The following is a 20,455-nucleotide window of genomic DNA, read 5'->3' as shown; positions in this document are numbered from 1 at the left end:
CTGTCTATTTAAATTTAAAAATTCTAATTAACTAATTCTGTTTAGCTAGGTATCATAATGATGCCAGCGTGCCAGAAAATAGTTAATACGCTTTAGTTTAGCTGTTTATGGTTTATGCCCCAAAATAATGGTGTAGACATTCTCTACAGTCTGCCCCCATAACACAGCAATTTCATCAGAACAAATCCTGTTGGCAAACGTTATTAAGATTTATAAACTTAATTTAACTCCTATGACTTATAAAGAAATGCTGCATTCCCTGGCAGAAAAAACCGCTGAGACTTATAATGCTTATTTACAGGCTAAAATTTCAGTAACAGTTGAAGGTGATGGACTTTCTGCTGAAAAAGCTGAACAGCATAGAGCAGAGTATGAAAGACTGGAAAAGAAACTGGTTGCGCTGATAGCCACAATTAAAAATGATGATTCTATCAATGAGCAGGCTCCTGATAACTTCTACGAAGAATTTATTAAATAAAGACTATAAAATAATAGTCTTTATTTATGTTAGGTATTTTTGAACTGATTAAATCAAAAATGTCCTATGAAGTTACCTTTAAACTACCTTGCTTTCATTATACCTGTGTTCTTTATTTTTCTGCCGCTGAAATATAAACTGGCAAAGCGTAAAAAGAAAGAACACTATTTTAAACATGAAAGCTCGGTAGCTAATGTGAGTATATTATATTATCGCTATGTATTGCGTGAGGAAACGTTATATTAATCCTTGACATTTATCAATACCTAAATCTTTTCTTAACTTTGTTCTGATATGTTGTCTAAGAAAACAAAATATGCCATTAAAGCACTGGTGGCTTTAGGCAAGAACGTTGAGAATCCTCCCATGCAAATCGTAAGATTAGCAGAACAGGAGATGATACCCAGGAAATTTCTGGAACAGATATTATTGGATTTGCGTAATGCAGGTTATCTGTATAGTAAAAAAGGTGCAGGTGGAGGTTATAGTCTGAACAAGAATGCTGCGGATATATATTTGGTGGATATTCTAAGGATAACAGACGGGCCGATTGCTATGGTTCCTTGTGCAAGTTTAAAATTTTATCGTAAATGTGATGAGTGCCATGATGAAAAAACATGCGGGATCAGAAAGACATTTATTGATGTCAGAGATGCTACCCTCGAAGTACTTTCAAAAACCTCTGTAGCAGACGTTATTGCACGTGAAAGCAATGGGGAAATGATGTTTTAAATTTATTGTAAAAAAAGACTACTATTTAAATAGACTTTATTATATTTGTTTATCAGCAAGTATATAAACCTTTAAAATAGCCGGTTATGATTTTAAATAAAATAAAAAACAGCATTCAGGAACCCCGTATCACTTTAGTAGGAGCCGGCCCCGGAGATCCTGATTTAATTAGTTTAAAAGGAGTAAAAGCGCTTAACACTGCAGATGTTGTATTGTATGATGCTTTAGTGAATGGCGCATTGCTGAATCATGCTCCGGAACATGCCATTAAAATATTTGTAGGAAGTCAGTCTGATGGAGAATCCTTCTCACAGGATGCCGTAAATAAATTAATGATTGATTACGCTTTGAATTACGGCCATGTGGTAAGGCTTAAAAGTGGTGATCCATTTGTGTTTGCCAAAGGCTTCGAAGAAGTAAATTTCGCAGAATCTTATAGTATTCAAACTGAAATTGTACCCGGTATCTCCAGTGCTATTGGTGTTCCGGGCCTGCACAAAATCCCGATGATTTATGGAAATATGAGCGAAAGCTTCTGGGTACTGTCAGGCGTTAATTCAAATGGAGAGATCTCTTCGGATCTGAGAGGTGCAGCACAATCCAAAGCAACTGTTGTCGTTTTAATGGGAATTGAAAGAATCAGAGAGATTGCTGCAATTTTTATAGCTGAAGGAAAAGACAGGTTACCTGTTGCAGTTATTGAAAATGGATCTGTGCATGATGAAAAAACAATTGTTGGCGTTGTAGAGACTATTGCAGAGCTGGTTGAAGATCACCAAGTTTCTTCGCCTGCATTACTAATTTTTGGTGATGTAGTTTCTTTACATCCATCTTTTGACAGCATCAGAGATTTTTATCATATACTTTCCGAAGGATAGGAAGTTAAATACAAATCTTATTAGTATAAATTAAAAATCCAGGAGAAATTCCTGGCTTTTTAATTTATAATCAGGTGCAAACCGTTACCTTTGAATATAATGGTGAAAGCTCGCAGTTAAGCTAAATTTGATTGCCGGGCATAACTAAATATCAATATTAACGTTTAGCATATAATTTAATTAACACATATGAACACATTAAAAAATAAAGTTGTATTGCGTGGTCTGTTTAGTACCGCACTTATAGCAGGATTAGGATTCAGCTCTTTTGCTCAGGCTCAGAAAGATAACTGGCATAACCTTGACTTTAAAAAAGATTCTGTATTTGGTGTAAGTACTGAAAAAGCATACCTGGAATTACTAAAAGGTAAAAAATCAACACCAGTTATTGTAGGTGTACTGGACGGCGGAGTCGACATTAAACATGAAGATTTGCTGAGTGTAATCTGGGTAAATAAAAAAGAAATTGCTGGTAATGGAAAAGATGATGATAAAAACGGATATATAGATGATGTAAATGGCTGGAATTTTATTGGTTCAGCAAAAGGGTCTGTAAGTCACGAAGCATTGGAACTTACCCGTGTATTGCGCAGGGATAAGGCCAGATTTGAAGGTGTAACCGCAGAAACCGTTAAATCAGCTGACAAAGCAGCATTTGAACAATACCAAAAAGCACAAGCTGATTTCGATAAACAAATCAATGAAGCTAAAAATGCTGTTGCAAATATCGGTGGTTTAAAAATTGCATTGGATGCAATGGTGAAGAGCATGGGTAAAGAAAATCCAACTTTAGCTGACTTCCAGAACTATAAAACTTCATCTGATATGGAAGGCCGTTTGAAAAACATTATGGTTTCTCAATTGCAGAATTCAACTTATGAGGATTTCTATAAAGCACAAATCGTGAAAGGACTGGAACACTATCAGGATCAGCTGGCTTACAATTTAAATCTTGATTTTGATCCCAGAGCTGAGCTTGTAGGAGATAACTATGCAGACAGTAAACAAAGAAATTACGGAAATAACGATGTTACAGGCCCTGATGCAAGTCACGGAACACATGTATCCGGAATTATAGCTGCAAACCGTACCAACACTATTGGTATCAAAGGCGTAGCAGATAATGTGCAGATTATGGGAGTTCGCAGTGTGCCGGATGGTGATGAACGTGATAAAGATGTTGCCAACGCGATACGTTATGCAGTTGCGAATGGTGCGAAGGTTTTGAATATGAGTTTTGGTAAAGCCTATTCATGGGATAAGAATGCCGTTGATGAGGCCGTTAAGTATGCCATGTCTAAAGATGTGCTTATTATCCAGGCCGCAGGAAATGACAATAAAAATCTTGATGTAGAAAAAAGTTTCCCGGACCGCAGATATGAGGGTGGTGGAACAGCAGAAGCTTATATCGTAGTAGGTGCTTCGGGATCTGCTGATGATCAAACTTTGAAAGCTGACTTTTCTAACTATGGGAAAACAACTGTTGATGTATTCGCACCAGGCGTAAAAATTTATTCTACAGTACCGGGATCAAAATACGAAGCTTACAATGGTACAAGTATGGCTGCCCCTGTAGTTGCAGGTGTTGCCACACTGATCAGAGAATATTATCCTAAATTAACTGCTGTACAGGTTAAGGATATTATTATGAAATCAGTAGTCAAAGTTAATCACGATGTAGCTATAGAAGGTGCTGATGGTGAAACTCCGAAATCTGTACCGTTTGCAGATATTTGTATCTCAGGTGGAATTGTGAATGCTTATAATGCTTTAAAATTGGCTGCGGATTATAAATAGAACGCAACGCTATTAATTCCAATAAAAAACGGGTCTGTCTCTAAAGAGGCAGACCCGTTTTTTTGTTAATGATTAAAATAGCTGTCTTGAAACCTGGTGTTCATCAAGCAGGCAAAGCTTCTCATACTTGTACTCATTGACCAGATCAAATTCTTTCAGATCTGTATAGATATTAATCAGCAGATTGAACATAAACATCGCATTCAGCAGTATATTATTTCTTCTGAAAAGTAGCAGGCATTCCTTGGTATGGTGAATCGCAATTTCATATTCTTTTCTGTTGTAGTATTGCTGAGCCTGAAACATCAATAAAATCACTTCCTGGTATTTGGCAAAATTCGTGTAGTTCCTGTTGGATAAATAAACTATGATATTCTCAATCTGATCTGTTTTCTTTCCCGGGGCACTTCTGGAACTGTACATTCCATAAACAGCAAGCATATAAATAGTGAAAGTAGTCCTTTTTGCAAATTCTCTTGGATGAAGTTTAACAACATTAGAAATTATTTCGTGGCCGGAAGTGGCATCACCAGTAAACAGGTTCACGTAAAGGATCAGGAGGTAAGAAATACCTTGCCTGGGATCAATAGGATTCTCTGGCATGATCCCAAAAGGGTTATCACCATTTCTTAAACGCTCAATATTATCCAGCAAATTCCTTTCAGCAGGTTGTTCTGCATTAATCTTTGCATAAATAATTTGAAGTGCTTCTACAGGGTTGACCATCCAGTCTGCAGCATTCAAGGTACTGATGTTTTTTATTCTGGCCTTGATGGCCTCTTTATCAAGTTTAATGACATCAAGAACCCCTAATATCGAATTATAGACCAATAAATGATCGTCATTACTGGCGATATCAATTAAGGCCGCAACAGCTTCCTTATAGCAGGAATCAATAAAGTCGAAATTGATGAGTTTAGAGATGATGATCTCATGAAACTTATTTTCGTCCAGTACTCTGATGATGTCGGGATTAAACTTTGATCTGTATTTAATCTCTTCGGCCATGAACAGAATCAGGTAATTACTCTCAAAGCTATTCAGGTTCAATTTGAAAACAGATTTGAGCTCGTGGAAATTGCCGGTTTTAATCAGGAAACGTGTAGTCCACTGTAAAAGCTGGAAACGAACCTGATTAGCTTCATATTCCGTATTGATATAAATGAAGAAGTCCATGTTTACCTGGAGGTGGAACTTTTCCAGAATCTCAACAAAAAGGAAATACTCGAACAAATGCGGATGCAGAAAGCGCACATATTCTTTTGGGTGTGCATTCTCTGTTCGCTTTTCTTCCATCAAAATACCATCTGTCAGTAATTCCATATACGCATTTCTGAAAGCAGATAGTTCGGAGAGCAAACTATCTTTTTCTATTGCATTGGTTTGTTTTCCATATTCAGTAAGCTGAATGATTTTTTTCAGGAAGAGGATCTTCTCTGTATAATAATTTGAGCGGTAAATCTTTTCCTGAATGAAACGGGAAACCAGCTCATAAAAAGTAATGTTTGTATAATAGTTGAAATCAGGGTCTTCTTCTTTAAGCTGATAATAAAGCTGGATATGCAATGGGAATTTCAGATGAGCCTTAAGTCTTGGATTGATTTCTTTATTGTCCAGGTAATTGATTTTAGAAATGATCACGTCTACCTCTTTCTCTGTGAGCGGAGGGACATTGGACAATTCATGGAGATTAAAGTAATTGCCCGGGAACCATTTCGATTTCAGGAAAGAAGAATGGCGGATGCGTTCATAAAACCTCATCCAGGTTGTAGAACGCAGGCTCATCATTAACTTGATATTCTTGTAATCTTCCAGCGAGCAGATCAGGTTAATGATATTATCAAATAAACGGTTCTTGTCCTCTTTGTTTAAAATCAGTTCTGCAAATCCATCTAACATGATAATAAACTTACCACCATGTGCAACCTGAATATTATTAATATATTCCAGTGTATTTTCAGCGGGGTCTAATTGCAGCTGCAACTTGAGCAGATCTTCCATATTAAGATTTGCATGATCCTTACTAAAGAAGTTATAGGCCTGAACAAATAATATGGTGGAATCTTTATACGCAGCATCCTGCTTATAAAACAGATCTTCTGCTAAATGGCTCAATAAAATAGTCTTCCCATAACCAGGTTGCGAAATTACGCTGGTAAAAATATAATCACCAGCATAAAACTCATCAAAATCGTACGCTGCGAATTTTCGGCTGATCGTAATATCATAGGGGATACCGGATCGGTTTCTTATAGTTTTTAACGTGAACTGAGTAATCTTGTCAGCTTTATCTTTAAGATTTTTCCATTCGTCTGCAGGATGACCAGGTTGTGGTAAATTGATTACATCAACCGATGCAATGTCAACGTATTCAGCAAGGGTGGTCAGGGTGAACGTAGAAAATTTATGTTTAACAACAGCGAAACCAAATAACCTTTTAATAGTCGTTTCACTTACGTTCTTGTTAAGATGCTTACTAATCTCAATTGAGATTCTCTTACAGTCAGCAGGCGTAATAAATCGAATACCACATTTTAAGAGAATCAAGCTTTTAAGTTCGTTCAGCCGGTGACTGTATTCCATAGATCCGTTTTTTTTCTATTGTATTATTCGGGTTTAGTTAAAAAGCTAGTTAGACACCATTACTAACCGAATATACACATATACGTGATAAATGAACGGAAAGGATTTAAATAAAAAAAGCAGGAAATTATCTATAAAGCAGATAAATGCATTTAGACTGGGTTTAAATGCGCATGCTCGAAATTTTATAAATTAGAAATAGAAAATTGAACAAAATGAATGGAATGAGCTGTTCATTTTACCTGGTTTAAATGAATGATTTGAACACTAAATTAGCTGTTACCTTTCCTTAAAATTGTCGGATAGTATTAAAGTTAACCTCTAAAACTGCCGGTATGAAATATACTTCTACTCCCCGAATTTTAAAAAAACACCTCTGTCTTCTCGTTAGTATATTAGCTATAACGCTATTTGGTACACGATCGTATGCACAAACCAAAAATTACGCGACGGTAACTCCTTCTACAGGAATTGCCAGCTATAACATTGGATCGGATAATCCGAATTCCAATCCGGGAAATGTGGCATCGGTCGATAATCCGGGAAATGCAATTTTGCAGCCGCCGGGAGCTCCCGCAACGCTCAATGCCAGATATGTCAGTTTACTCGGATTGGGATATGAAGGGGAGGCGTATATACAGCTTAAATATGGTAGCCAGCTGGTTGCAGGAAAAACCACTTATATTCGTTTTGATCAGCCAACCAATAATGGCTTAAATCTGGATTTGCTGGGAATTGTAGGAGATCTTACCGGCCTGTTCTCTAAAAGAATTGTACAAATTGATGCTTATACTGGCGCAACCGCTGGCAGCGATGGTACGGTGATACCCGCTACTAATGTTTCAGCTACGGTTGTGACTGATGTGGATGGTAAAACCTATTTTGCAGTTACTTCGTCCGTTGCCTACAATTCACTCCGGATTCGTTTAAGAGTTCGTAGTAATGCACTTTCCATCAGTCTTGGAAGTTCAATCAATATGAATGTATATCCCGCATTCAATTATGATGCTGATAATTGCAGTTCTTCTATATTTACGAATGTATCAGCCACAGGTCTGAATGTTTCTTTAACCAGCCTGGTTACTAATCCTCAAAATGCTATTGATGGTAACTTGAATACTTTTTCGCAACTTCAGGCAGGAGTAGTGACTTTAGGCTCCTCAGTTTCTCAAACTATTTATTTAAACGGACTATCTTCCGCAACAGATGTTGCCAAAGTTGTTTTTTCACAAGGTGGTTCTATACTCACGGTGAATGTACTGAAAACGATTACCGTGCAAGCCTATAATGGAAATACGGCTGTCGGCAATCTGAATTCACTCGGTAATTTAATTAACCTGGATTTACTCGGCTTATTTACAAACAATACCCAGGTTCCGGTTTTCTTTACACCAGGCGCTCCATTTGACAGGATCAAAGTTACGCTGGATAATGGTCTGGCCATAGGCGGTAACCTGCTGGCAGGAGGTTTGAATATTCACGAGGCACAACGCACAGTGCCTAAACCCTTATTTGAAGGCGTAAATGGAAACGCACAAACGCTATGTGGAGGTAGTACATTAACCTTAACTCCACAAAGCCCTGATGCGGGATATACTTATAATTTCTACAAAAAAACTGGCCCTAACGGATCAAGAACAACTGCCACAGGTGTAACGGCTAATGTCCTGACAGAAAACGGGCTGGCAGCCGGAGTTTATACCTACTATGTGTCTGCCCGGAAAACAGGATGTATTGCCGAATCTGATCTGGACAGTGTAATTGTAACTGTTAAACCAACACTGCTGTTCACTGCAACCTCACTCAGCAATGGAACAGTTGGTAAAGCCTATACCAAACAAGTTGGCCCTGCAACCAGCGGAACAGCTCCATATACTTATGCCATTGCTCCTGGGAGTGCATTGCCTTTGGGCTTAACCATGACTTCGGCAGGTTTGATCAGTGGAACACCTACTGCGGCAGCAGCAACAGCAACTTTTAGTTTGATTGCAACTGATGCCGGAGGATGTACCACTACAGCAATTCATACTTTAACTATCACCGCAACTTTAACTCTGCCAGCGGCCACTTTGCCAAATGGTACAGTCAATAAACTTTATCCGGATACACAATTGCCAACGCCAGCAGGAGGCAGTACACCTTATACTTATGCTGCAACCAATTTGCCTCCGGGGATTACTTTAAACCCGGCTACCGGATTGTTAACAGGAACACCTTTAACTGCGGGTACTTATACTATTCCGGTAACTGTTAACGATGCAGATGGAAATGTGGTGACTACTACTTATACTATTATAGTCAGAAGTCCGCTGGCACTCACAGCCTCTATTTTATCGGATGGTACTAAAGGACTATCTTATACTCCTCAGATTATACCTTCAGCAACAGGTGGCAGTGGTGTCTTTACCTACAGTGCGGCCAGTTTGCCGGCAGGATTAAGTTTTGATCCGGTAACCAGGGCAATTACAGGTACGCCAACACAAACAGGTACTTTCACTTTCCCTGTCACTGTAACTGATAATGAAAACAATACTGCTACCCTGAATTATACCATTACTGTTAGAGATGCCCTGGCATTAGGTAATGTTGTATTTCCTGATGGAGCGGTTAATGTAGTTTATCCAACCCAAACTATCCCGGATGCCACTGGCGGAACTGGTCCTTATACCTATGCAGGTTTGAACCTTCCTCCGGGACTGACTTTTAATCCTTTAACTAAAACTGTTTCAGGAACACCTGCGCAATCTGGTACTTTCACACTTTCAATTAAAGTAACAGACGCAGCAAATGGAACAATTACCGTTCCTTATACAGTAAAGGTTGCCGGTGCGCTTACCTTACCAACTGTTACTTTAGCAAATGGTAAAGTGGGTACAGCTTATACCTCTGCAAGTTTGCCAGCAGTAACAGGCGGTACAAGTCCTTATACTTATACTGTTGCAGCAAATCAATTGCCGGCTGGCTTAAGCTTCAACCCATCAACCCGGGTAATTTCAGGAACTCCAACAGCTGGTGGTAATTATACCATTACCATGAAAGTTACTGATAATGCAGGAAATACAACCAGTACAGATTATGCACTGAATATTACTGTTGATCCGCCTGTTGCAGCTGGTATTATAGTTTGTAGTGGTAATAGTGCAACTTTAACAATTGATAACGTTACTAATGGTGTAACTTATAATTACTATTCTTCTACAGGAAATACACCGCTGGGTTCCGGAACTACATTTACTACACCGGCACTGACAGTGTCTACTACTTATTATGCAGAAGCAGTTTCAGGAACAGCTGTAAGTGCACGTATTCCGGTTACGGTAACCGTGAACCCGGCACCAGATGCACCAACTGTAGTGATTAATAGTGTAACTATCAGTGCCGGCCAGACTGCTACCCTTCAGGCTACCGCTACCTCTGGTTCAACTATCAAATGGTATGCAGCAGCGGCAGGTGGAATTGAACTGGCTTCGGGTGGAACTTTTACCACTCCGGTGCTGAATGCAAATGCTACTTATTATGTTGGAACCTCAAATAGTTTTGGCTGTACCAGTGCAACCCGGGTTCCGGTTGTAGTTAGCGTGACTAACGGAACAGTCAATCCAAATTGTTATGCCGCAACCAAACAGGAAAGCGGAATTACAGGTGGTTTATTGTGTGTGGCCTGTGCGGTTATTGATCCGGCCAGCTCTACAGATGCTGACCTGACCAACTATACCCGGATATCTCTTCCGGCAGGTATCGGAACTACAGGATACCAGCGTTTAATTTTCCAGAATCCTGGCGTAGCAACAGATAGTGTTCGTCTTGATCTGGAAATACCATCAGGTCTGTTAGATTTATCTGTACTTGGTGGAACTACTATTAATGTAATGAACGGGACTACTGTAGTCAGCAGCTATCCGCTAAACTCATCCCTGATTCATTTAAGTTTATTAGGGGGAAACAGATTTAAAGCCAGTGTTGCAGCGGGCGGCGTTTATGACAGAGTAGAAGTCAAAGTCAATGCACTTCTTTCTGCACTGATCAATGTATATATTTATGGGGCAGATGTTGTTGCACCAAACCCAGCTTTAATTACTGGAAATCAAACCATTTGCTCGGGCTCAACAGCTAGTTTGCAAGTGGTACCAATAGCCGGCACGACCATTGCCTGGTATAGTGCGGCAACCGGAGGGACAATTTTATCTACCGATGATATTTTTACCACACCAGCACTAACAGCAACTACGGTTTACTATTTACAGGTAAGTAAAAATGGTTGTGCGAATGCTACCCGCCTTCCTGTTACTGTTACGGTAACCACAGGGCTTACGCCTCCGGTTCTGGCTACAGTAGTTCCGGTTTGTGCGGGTTTACCAGCAACCTTATCAGTAGACAGCCCGATAGCCGGAATTACTTATCAATGGTATGCGGCATCTACAGGCGGAACAGCCTTGTTTACAGGTACGGTTTTCACTACACCTGCATTGACTGCGAATACAACTTATTATTTAGAAGCGACCAATGGAAGCTGTGTTTCAGCAACCCGTACCGCGGCAAATGTTACCGTTAATGCCCGCCCGGTTACTCCACTGATTACTACTGCAATGACTACAGTAGCTCAAGGCCAGCGTGTAAGCTTAACAGGAACTTCAACAGAAAACGATATTACTTTTAACTGGTACACTGATGCAAATGCAACCACTCCTGTATTCACCGGGGCAACTTATTTAACTCCACCACTTACTGCAACTACCACTTTCTATCTGGATGCGGTTTCTACAGTGACCGGTTGTGCCTCTTCTACCAGAGTACAACAAACAATCACGGTAGTACCAACCGGAACACCTATACCAGTAGGCTGTGAAGGCCCAGCCAGTCAGACTAATGGCGTTGGAGGTTTGGTCTCTGTATTAGCCAGAGTAGATAATCCGGAATTAGCGATTGACGGAGATCAGCAAACCGGATCAACATTAGCGATACCAGTAGGTATTGGTTCTAATGTTTATCAAAAAGCAGTTTTCACAGGGCTGTCCAACGTAGGTGATACTGTGCGTGTATTGTTAAATTCACCAGGTCAGTTATTGTCACTTGCACTTGTTCCGAGTGTAACTGTAACTACTTACCAGGGCAATACCAGCAATAATGATGGTGTTGCAATAAACAATCCGGTTATAAACCTTAAATTATTAAGCGGTGGCACTCAGGCGCTGCTAACATTTGTTCCGGCAGCTCAGTTTGACGGGGTAGAAGTTAAATTGAACTCAGGTCTTGTGGGCGCTTTAACCTCTATTAACTTTAACTATGCTAAAAGAACAGCGACTGCACCAGTAGTTGCCTCGGCCGATGTAACGGCGTGCTTAAATGGAACAGCAACTTTAACTGTGCCTGCTCCGCTGCCAGGTATGAGCTATAAATGGTATGATGCCGCCGGAACTTATTTAGGTAATGATGGTGCTACTTTTATCACACCGGCAATTACTGCGGATACTAAATTCTTTGTAGAAGCATCAAGAGGAGGTTGCGGAAGTTCAAGAACTCAGGTTAATGTTACAGTTAGTCCTGCACCTTCCACTCCTTTATTACTTGCACCAGCTCAGAGTACCTGTGCAGGATCAAGCATACAAATCAAAATACAAAGCCCTCAGGCAGGTGTAACTTACAACTGGTATAAAGCTGGTGTATTGGTTCCAGGCCAGACAACTGCAACATTTAATGATGTAGTTACCGCAGCTGTAACTTATGAAGTAGAAGCGGTTAACGCCTGTGGTACCACTTCTGCAAAAGCAGCAGTTGCAGTTACTGTTGGCAGTTTAACTCCACCAGTACTAACTCCGGCAGCAGTTACTATTAACTCAGGTGAGAAAGCAGTGCTGATAGCCAACTCATCAACTACTGGTTTAACTTATCACTGGTATGGTGCTGATCCGGCTGTTACACCACTTACACCAGAATTATCAACCCTGGCTAATGGTGCAAACGGAATGTTTGCAACTGGTCCGCTGACTACAACTACTACTTTCTATGTAACTGCAGAAGGTGCAGCAGGAACTTGTATTTCGGCTGCCGCTTCAGTTGTAGTTACTGTAAATACGATTACACCAAATCCAGGATCAGTGCCTTGTGAAGGTGCAACAGTTGATCAGGGTACTACAGTAAATGGGCCTGCACTATTTGCAGGTGTTTCAAATCCTGCTTTTGCCCTGGATAATGATTCTACAACGAGTTCTTCACTGTTTATCCCGGTTGGTTTACTGAATAGTTATGTAAGTCAGCGTGCAGGTTTCACCGGACTTTCAACTCCTGGTGACCAGGTTAAAGTAAGCCTGACTCAAACAGGTGCACTGCTTAACCTGGGGCTTGCTAACAGTATTACCGTAACGACTTATAAAAATGGAGTAAGTAACAATGATGAAAAGAACATTAATGATCCGCAACTTAATCTGAATGTTGTTACTGCTAATAAAAATTTTGTTATTCAATTTACTCCAGGTACTACTTTCGATGCCATAGAGTTGAAACTTAAATCCGGAGCAGCGGGTCTGCTTACTTCTGTCAACCTGAACTACGCACAGCGGATTATAGCGCCACCAACTGTTGTTGCAACTGCTGTTTCAGCGTGCGAAGGCAACGCCGCAACGTTTGCAGTGAGTAACCCTGTTGCAGGAGTAACTTACACGTGGTACGATAGCGCGGGTGCGATAGTAAGTAATACTGCAACTTTCAGTACGCCAACTACGCTGACTGCCGGAACTTATACCTACACTGTAAACGCAACCCGTGGTACTTGTGCTGGCTTAGTAAGCACAACAGTAACAGCTATCATTATCAGTTCAGCTCCGGCTGCGGTACCAGCAACAGGAAATCCAACAACAACTTGTCTGAATACTCCTGTTACCTTAAGAGTAGATCCGGTTACAGGTGTGACTTACAACTGGTATGATGCATTAACCGGAGGAAATCTGATTGCTTCAAACACGAATAGCTTCATTACACCGTCCAGTCTTGCAGCAGGAACTACAACTTATTATGTAGAAGCCTCAAATGGTAACACCTGTGGAAGCACTTCGGCAAGAACTCCGATTGCCATTACTATTAATCCGCCTGCTACCGCTGCTGATATCACCGTTACCGGCGCAGAAAATTCTGTTTGCGTAGGTTCAGGTGCTGTACTAAAAGCAACCAGTACATTGACTAATCCGGTATTTACCTGGTTTACAGATGCTGCATTAACTAATGTAGTATTTACAGGAGATACTTATAATGTACCTCCTGTAACGGTAACTAAGAATTACTATGTTACTGTAAAAGCAGATACCAGGTGTATAAATACCCCTGGTACAGGTAAAATGGTTACCTTAACTGTAAATCCGCCAGCTACCGCTGCTGATATTACTGTTACTGGTATACCAGTAAGTACTTGTGCTGGTAGTCAGGTTACTTTAACTGCCACTTCAACCACAGTGATCAATCCAGTATTCACCTGGTATAAAGACGCTGCATTAACCATGGTGGCACAGACAGGTCCGACATTCGTTGCTACGGCATCCACCACAAATACACTTTATTACGTAACCGTTCAGGGAACTAACAAGTGTAAAAATGCGGCGGCTAATGCAAAGGTTGTTACCCTGGTTGTGAATCCACCAGCAACTGCTTCAGATATCCGCGTAAATGGTATCCCTGCAATTATTTGCTCTGGATCAGGTACAACTTTAACTGCAAGCAGCCTCACTATAGTTAATCCGGTATTTACCTGGTATATTGATACCGCTTTACTGAACCCGGTATTTACAGGTGATGTTTACAATGTACCTGCATTGACTACAACCAGAAACTATTATGTAACCGTAAAAGGACTGAATAAATGTCCGAACCTGCCTGGACAAGCACTGGTAATCACTTTAAAGGTGAATGCTCCATTGAACTTTGCAGGTAAAGCACTGACTAACGGCTCTACAATCAATACATACAGTGTACAAATTGATCCTGCAACCGGTGGAACAGCACCTTATACTTATGCGCTCGCTTCAGGCAGTGTTTTGCCAGCAGGATTAACGCTGTCATCTTCAGGATTAATCAGTGGAACACCGACAACAGCTGGAAATTATACCTTCACAATTAAAGCCTCAGACAGTAAAGGTTGTAATACTTCAGGCGTATTCACACTGAACATTGGTACAACAGCAGTATTGTCACTGCCAGCAGCTACCTTGCCTGATGGACAAGTAGGTACAGCTTATCCTGTACAAACCCTGCCAGCTGCAATTGGTGGAACAGCCCCTTATACTTACGTAGCTACAGGCCTGCCTGCCGGGCTGTCATTTGATCCTGCAACCAGGAACATTACCGGAACACCGACAATTGGAGGTATGTTCACTGTAACCATGACGGTAACCGATGCAAGTAACAGAAATGCATCAGCAAACTATGCACTGAAGGTGACTGTACCAGCACCAGTTGTTGCTGACGGATCGAATTGCGGAGGTGGCCGTGTTACTTTATTAGTAACCAATGCTCTACCTGCAATAACTTATAACTGGTTTGCGGATGCGACAGCGAAAATCCCGATTTTTACAGGAACAAGCTTCCAGACCCCTGCAATCACAGTGAATACTATTTATTATGTAGAAGGTCTGGCTGGGATAACCAGTACAAGAGTTGCCGTAAATGTGAACCTGAAAAGTCCGGCCAGATCAGCAGATATTACTATAACAGGTATACCTTCAGTAGTGTGCGGAGGATCGGGCGCCAGTTTAACTGCAAGCAGTGCAACTGTAACTAATCCAACATTTAAATGGTACACCGATGCTGCTTTAACTAATGCTGTATTTACCGGAGCAGTATTCAATACTCCAGTACTCACAGCCAATACAACTTACTACGTATCAGTACAAGGACCGAATACTTGTGAAAGCTCATCGGCCACCGCCAAAACAGTAGTCTTAACTGTGAACCCGGCATTGATGTTCAACGGTGCAACATTAGCCGGCGCGTCTACTTCTACTACCTATTCTGCGCAGGTTGGTTCTGCAACAGGAGGTACTCCGGGATATACTTACACCCTTCAGTCAGGAAGTACGCTTCCGGCAGGTTTGTCGCTGTCATCAGCAGGTTTGCTGACCGGAACCCCAACAACAGCAGGAAGTTATGCCTTCGCTGTTACTGCTACCGATAGCAAAGGATGTACAGCGGCAGCCGCTTTCGTTCTCGGTGTTGGCAACAGTACACAAATGACCTTGCCACCAGCAACTTTACCAGACGGACAGGTAGGCAGCTCATATACACCTCAAACCTTACCAGCAGTAGTTGGCGGAACAGCACCATTCAGCTATGTAGCTACAGGCTTGCCTCCAGGGTTAAACTTTGATCCGGTAACCAGGGTAATCTCAGGAACGCCGACATTAGGAGGAAGCTTCCAGGTAGTGGTAACTGTTACTGACCGGAATGGTCTGACTGCAACCAATACTTATACAATTAATGTTACTGTACCAGCACCAGTAGTAGGCGATGCTTTAAGCTGCGGAGGAAGCCCGGTTACTTTAACTATAACTAATGTACTGACAGGAGTGACCTATAACTGGTATAACGCGCCAACAGGTGGAAGCGTGTTGTTCACGGGGCCTGCCTTCCTGACACCTGCAATCACTGCAACGACTATATTCTATGTCGAAGCGATTTCAGGAACAGCAAGCAGCGGCAGAATTGCAGTTAATGTTACTGTTGCAGCAGCACTTTCATCGCCAGTAGTGGTCGTGAAATCAAGTACACTGAGCAGTATCACCTTTAGCTGGAATGATGTTCCCGGAGCAACCAGCTATGAAGTATCAATGGATGGCGGAACAACCTGGAGCAGTCCAAGTTCAGGAGCTGCGGGTACTGCACACCTGATCTCAGGACTTCCGGCAAACACGACAGTTAAACTGATGGTAAGAGCAAAAGGAAATACAACTTGTCAAACCAGTGCCGCCGGCAGTGTAACAGGTACTGTTACAGATAGAATAGTGCCTGATGATTTATTCATTCCGAATACATTCACGCCAAACGGAGATGGTAGAAATGATATCTTCTATGTCCATGGAAATGCAATTGCTAAAATGAGGATGTGCGTCTATAACCAGTGGGGACAATTCATCTTTGAATCATTGCAGCAGCAAGTAGGATGGGATGGTTCATACAGAGGACAAATGCAACCGAACGGGGTATATGTGTACTATGTTGAAGTGACCCTCACAGACGGCTCTACAGCTATGAGAAAAGGAACAATAACCATTTTAAGATAACAGACCCATTAACCTGAAATATAAATAACATGAAGAAACTATCAAAAATCATCGTCTTGGGCTTGTTGTGCATTACGGGAGCTTCGAAGGTTAGTGCGCAAATCGATCCTCACTTTTCACAATATTATGCCAATCCATTATGGCTTAACCCGGGTTTAACCGGGGTCATCGATGGAGATTACAGGGTATCAGTAAATGCCAAACAACAATGGGGGTCAGTCTCCAATTCTTATCTCACAGCAGGCGCCTCATTTGATATGGCGCCTACTAAAAACCTTGCATTTGGCGGTATGATCCTGAATCAGAATGCAGGAGATGTAAGTTATAATTACCTGAATGCATTAGCTTCGGCTGCTTACCGGATTCGTTTTGGCCGTGCAGGTTTAAGCATGATCAACTTTGGTTTGCAGGCAGGGATATTAAACAAGAGTTTTGATCCTTCCAAAGTTACATTGGGCAGCCAGTTTAACTCTGGAACCGGGTACGATCCGGGTTTACCATTCAATGAAAATTTTACATCCAGTAATACATTGGTGCCCGATGTCAATGTGGGGGCTATGTTCTTTGATGGAAGCGGAGACAAGCGTGTCAACGTTTTTGCAGGAGTTGCAGCCAATCACCTGACCAGGCCGATTGACCGTTTCCTCGGGAGTGAAATCAGAATACCTATCCGCTATGCTGCGCATGGTGGTGCCCGTGTCAAAGTGAGTGATGTATTTGATATCACTCCTAATGGACTTTATATGAAACAGGGGAATGCGCATGAAACTTCGGTTGGCGCTTATGGTCAATTCTATGTCAATCCGGAAGCTGACCTGATGTTTGGCTCCAATTACCGTTTTGAAGATGCTGCGATAGCTTTCTTCGGGCTTCACCTGAAAAATATGACTTTCGGAGTGAGTTATGACTTTAATACTTCAGGGCTTAACCGTGCATCAGGAAGTAAAGGTGGATTGGAATTGTCAATATCCTTTACCAGCCGCAAGGGAATTGCAGGTCCTAACTTCTTTTGTCCACGCTTATAACCCACAAATATGAAACCTCTCAGACTATTGCTTTTGATCTGTTTACTAAGTACAGGAGCAAAGGCCCAATATGTAGCCAATAATAAAAGAATTGCTGATGTGTATTTCCAGAATAAGGATTATTATGCAGCAGCCGAATACTATAAAAAAGCACTGAATATTTCAACTGATAGCATAGGATTCGTTGTGCCTTATGCTTTTGAGGCTAAGGTGAAGAATGAGAGTCCGAAGCGTCCTGAATACGAATATTGCGTTTTTCAGTTAGCATCTTCACTCCGGCTTTATAAGGACTTCAGGGGAGCCGAAGCCTGGTATGCCATTGCCAGAAACTTCAGTAACCCTAAGTACGTGCTAAGCATATTTTATTTCGGAGAAAGTCAGCGTTCCAATCAAAAATTTAATGACGCGATTATTTCTTTTAAAGAATTCTTAACCAAATACAAGGCGAATGATGACTATGCAGAGAAAGCCAAACTTGAAATTGCTTCCTGTAATTTCGCCCTCTATGAAATGCGTTATCCACGCTTATATAAATTCAGTAAACTGCTGAATCAAATTAATGATCAGGGTTCTAATTATACCCCATTACTGATGAACAATAACTTTTATTTTACTTCATCCAGACCTGTTGTAGTAGGTACTAAAACAAAGACTATCCGTGACAGCAAGATGAAAACTAAAGTTGTTAAAGCAGAGAACCCTTTTATCAATGCAATTTATTCTGCTTCCGGAAATCCGCAAAGAACATCGACTACGGTGCAAAAAATAGGTGCACCAGAAAAAGGCAAAGAATTCGCGGCTCCGGCATTCAGTCCTAACGGAAGGGTGATGTATATGACGAGCTGGAGTGGGGCAGGTAATAGAAAGATATACCAGGTTAATGTTTCAAAAGGTACAGGACAGGTCTGGGCTGCGCCAAAAGTGCTGGGTACAGAGGTTAATGTGGAAGGCTTTAATTCGATGCAGCCTTTTGTAACCAAAGACGGAAAATACCTTATTTTCTCTTCAGACAGACCTGGTGGATTGGGTAAGTATGATCTTTGGTATTGCAAACTTCGTAGTGACGGTACTTTGAGCGAAGCTTCCAATATGGGCAATACAATCAATTCTAAGGAGAACGAGGAAGCGCCTTATTACAATGCCAGGACTAAAAAATTACTGTTCAGCAGTAATGGAAGAGTAGGCATGGGTGGACTGGATTTCTATGAAAGTTCAGGTGACTTTGGTGCCTGGTCGGAACCAAGAAACTTAGGCTTCCCATTTAACTCTTCAAAAGATGATGCTTATTTTACGCCAGCCGATAGTGAGGATAGTGAGGGATATATCAGCTCTGACAGGGAGTCAGTATGTTGTCTGGAGATTTTTCATGTCAAAAAGGATTTCCTTACTGTAGAGGGAACAGTCCTGGATTGTAAAACCAATTTACCGCTGGACAGTGCGGTGGTTACCCTGAGTGACTCTGTACAAATCATAAAGGTGATCACTCAGGCAGATGGTAAATACAGGTTCAGGGTCAATTCTAATCGTCAGATAAGAATAAAAGCTGAAAAAAATCTTTATTTCAGAAAGGTACTGAGCTATAATTATGATGAACTGGCTAAATTAGATACGCTTTTGAATCCGCGGATCTGTCTGGATGGGTTCATTATCAATAAACCGGTTATCCTGGAAAATATCCTGTACGACTTTAATAGTTATAAGCTTAATCCGGCATCAGAAGTTATTCTGGATAAACTTTATCAGAAACTGGTTGACAATGAGACCCTGGAAATTGAGCTGAGTGCACACACTGATAATGTAGGTAAGGATGCTTATAACCTGAAACTGTCAGAAAGAAGAGCGCAGTCGTGTGTAGATTACCTGGTTAGAAAGGGGATTGCTGCCAGCAGGATAACCACTAAAGGTTACGGTTTTAGTAAACCTATTGCTCCCAATCAGCTTCCTAGTGGAAAAGATAACCCACAAGGCCGTCAGCTGAACAGAAGAACTGAATTTAAGGTTACCAAACAATAAATACTCAAAAGCCTGCCTTGAATGATGAATTCAGGCAGGCTCTTTTAATAACTGCTTTAGCTTATTCAGCAGCACTGCCATCTCAAATGGTTTTTCCAGATAAGCATCTGCCAATAAATTTTCCCGCATAATATAGTCTTCAGAAAAGCCGCCCGAAATTAGCATAACTGGCAGATGGGAAGTAGCTGGTCTGGTTCTGATTTCCTTAAATATTGCTCTTCCATCCATTCCGTCCAGTCTGATGTCCATCAGGATAATATCGGGTCTGAATTCTTCAATAATCCTGAAGACAGGTCTTCCGTTCATCAAGGGGAAAACCTTATAATTGTTCTCCTCGAGAACTATTTGAATGACTTCCAGTAAATCCGGATCGTCTTCGACAACTAGTATTCTATTCATAATTTTTAAAAAACATCCTGAACAAACAGAGTGCCATGATTGGCAGAAAGAATTGATACTTTTGTTTTATTATTTATAAAAGACACATGCAGCCGAAAGAACAAATAGAAGCAATCGCGAATACCTTACTCCCTGGTTTTATACCAAAAAATAATCAGGAGACCACGTTATCTTTTCATTTTACTTTACCTCCGGATAATAGCTATAAAGTTTTCTTTGAAAAAGATGCGAGGGCAAAATGGCAGTTTATACGCTATGAGCAGGCGGAGCGTTAAGAGATAAGATTAA

Annotated in this window: 11 protein-coding genes; 9 read left to right on the top strand and 2 right to left on the bottom strand. The window is 41.1% G+C overall.

Annotation, left to right across the window (positions count from 1 at the left end):
* The first annotated feature begins 232 nt into the window (after window positions 1–232).
* The 5 genes from AB3G38_RS14515 to AB3G38_RS14495 all read left to right on the top strand — a co-directional run bounded on the left by AB3G38_RS14515 (window position 233) and on the right by AB3G38_RS14495 (window position 3,885).
* Window positions 233–478, top strand: a complete 246-nt coding sequence (locus tag AB3G38_RS14515; protein ID WP_367864603.1) for a hypothetical protein — start codon at window positions 233–235, stop codon at window positions 476–478.
* 66 nt (window positions 479–544) lie between these two features.
* Window positions 545–724, top strand: a complete 180-nt coding sequence (locus AB3G38_RS14510) for a hypothetical protein (RefSeq protein ID WP_367864602.1) — start codon at window positions 545–547, stop codon at window positions 722–724.
* A 48-nt stretch (window positions 725–772) separates the two neighbouring features.
* Window positions 773–1,210 carry an Rrf2 family transcriptional regulator gene (locus AB3G38_RS14505; RefSeq protein WP_111632967.1) on the top strand — a complete coding sequence of 146 codons (438 nt, stop codon included), beginning with the start codon at window positions 773–775 and terminating at the stop codon, window positions 1,208–1,210.
* An 86-nt stretch (window positions 1,211–1,296) separates the two neighbouring features.
* The gene (gene cobA / locus AB3G38_RS14500; RefSeq protein WP_367864601.1) at window positions 1,297–2,088 is read left to right on the top strand and encodes a uroporphyrinogen-III C-methyltransferase; all 792 of its coding nucleotides are present in this window, start codon (window positions 1,297–1,299) and stop codon (window positions 2,086–2,088) included.
* A gap of 189 nt (window positions 2,089–2,277) precedes the next feature.
* Window positions 2,278–3,885, top strand: a complete 1,608-nt coding sequence (locus tag AB3G38_RS14495; RefSeq protein ID WP_367864600.1) for a S8 family peptidase — start codon at window positions 2,278–2,280, stop codon at window positions 3,883–3,885.
* Window positions 3,886–3,957: 72 nt separating this feature from the next.
* Here AB3G38_RS14495 and AB3G38_RS14490 read toward each other — a convergent pair whose 3' ends face one another.
* Window positions 3,958–6,468, bottom strand: coding sequence for a hypothetical protein (locus tag AB3G38_RS14490; RefSeq protein WP_367864599.1), 2,511 nt, complete (start codon window positions 6,466–6,468; stop codon window positions 3,958–3,960).
* Between the two features lie 335 nt (window positions 6,469–6,803).
* On the opposite strand from AB3G38_RS14490, the gene AB3G38_RS14485 reads away from it, so the two are divergent.
* From AB3G38_RS14485 to AB3G38_RS14475, 3 genes are read left to right on the top strand one after another with little or no spacing between them, the layout of a single operon-like run.
* Complete coding sequence (locus tag AB3G38_RS14485) at window positions 6,804–16,730, top strand: putative Ig domain-containing protein (protein WP_367864598.1); 9,927 nt, start codon at window positions 6,804–6,806, stop codon at window positions 16,728–16,730.
* A 29-nt stretch (window positions 16,731–16,759) separates the two neighbouring features.
* Window positions 16,760–17,755, top strand: a complete 996-nt coding sequence (locus AB3G38_RS14480) for a PorP/SprF family type IX secretion system membrane protein (RefSeq protein WP_367864597.1) — start codon at window positions 16,760–16,762, stop codon at window positions 17,753–17,755.
* A 9-nt stretch (window positions 17,756–17,764) separates the two neighbouring features.
* Window positions 17,765–19,768, top strand: coding sequence for an OmpA family protein (locus AB3G38_RS14475; RefSeq protein ID WP_367864596.1), 2,004 nt, complete (start codon window positions 17,765–17,767; stop codon window positions 19,766–19,768).
* 30 nt (window positions 19,769–19,798) lie between these two features.
* Here AB3G38_RS14475 and AB3G38_RS14470 read toward each other — a convergent pair whose 3' ends face one another.
* Entirely contained in the window at window positions 19,799–20,167 is a 369-nt protein-coding gene (locus AB3G38_RS14470) for a PleD family two-component system response regulator (protein WP_367864595.1), read from the bottom strand.
* 86 nt (window positions 20,168–20,253) lie between these two features.
* On the opposite strand from AB3G38_RS14470, the gene AB3G38_RS14465 reads away from it, so the two are divergent.
* Entirely contained in the window at window positions 20,254–20,442 is a 189-nt protein-coding gene (locus AB3G38_RS14465; protein ID WP_367864594.1) for a hypothetical protein, read from the top strand.
* Window positions 20,443–20,455: the final 13 nt, after the last annotated feature.

Origin of the sequence: Pedobacter sp. WC2423 (genome assembly GCF_040822065.1) — a bacterium.
In the GTDB taxonomy this organism is placed as follows: domain Bacteria; phylum Bacteroidota; class Bacteroidia; order Sphingobacteriales; family Sphingobacteriaceae; genus Pedobacter.
The sequence above is the reverse complement of the archived record's forward strand: the minus strand, read 5'-3'. Positions and strand labels throughout refer to the sequence as shown.

Excerpts from the sequence above, each read along its gene's own strand:
- AB3G38_RS14515 (WP_367864603.1), top strand. The coding sequence starts at position 233 with ATGACTTATAAAGAAATGCTGCATTCCCTGGCAGAAAAAACCGCTGAG.
- AB3G38_RS14510 (WP_367864602.1), top strand. The coding sequence starts at position 545 with ATGAAGTTACCTTTAAACTACCTTGCTTTCATTATACCTGTGTTCTTT.
- AB3G38_RS14505 (WP_111632967.1), top strand. The coding sequence starts at position 773 with ATGTTGTCTAAGAAAACAAAATATGCCATTAAAGCACTGGTGGCTTTA.
- cobA (WP_367864601.1), top strand. The coding sequence starts at position 1,297 with ATGATTTTAAATAAAATAAAAAACAGCATTCAGGAACCCCGTATCACT.
- AB3G38_RS14495 (WP_367864600.1), top strand. The coding sequence starts at position 2,278 with ATGAACACATTAAAAAATAAAGTTGTATTGCGTGGTCTGTTTAGTACC.
- AB3G38_RS14490 (WP_367864599.1), bottom strand. The coding sequence starts at position 6,468 with ATGGAATACAGTCACCGGCTGAACGAACTTAAAAGCTTGATTCTCTTA.
- AB3G38_RS14485 (WP_367864598.1), top strand. The coding sequence starts at position 6,804 with ATGAAATATACTTCTACTCCCCGAATTTTAAAAAAACACCTCTGTCTT.
- AB3G38_RS14480 (WP_367864597.1), top strand. The coding sequence starts at position 16,760 with ATGAAGAAACTATCAAAAATCATCGTCTTGGGCTTGTTGTGCATTACG.
- AB3G38_RS14475 (WP_367864596.1), top strand. The coding sequence starts at position 17,765 with ATGAAACCTCTCAGACTATTGCTTTTGATCTGTTTACTAAGTACAGGA.
- AB3G38_RS14470 (WP_367864595.1), bottom strand. The coding sequence starts at position 20,167 with ATGAATAGAATACTAGTTGTCGAAGACGATCCGGATTTACTGGAAGTC.
- AB3G38_RS14465 (WP_367864594.1), top strand. The coding sequence starts at position 20,254 with ATGCAGCCGAAAGAACAAATAGAAGCAATCGCGAATACCTTACTCCCT.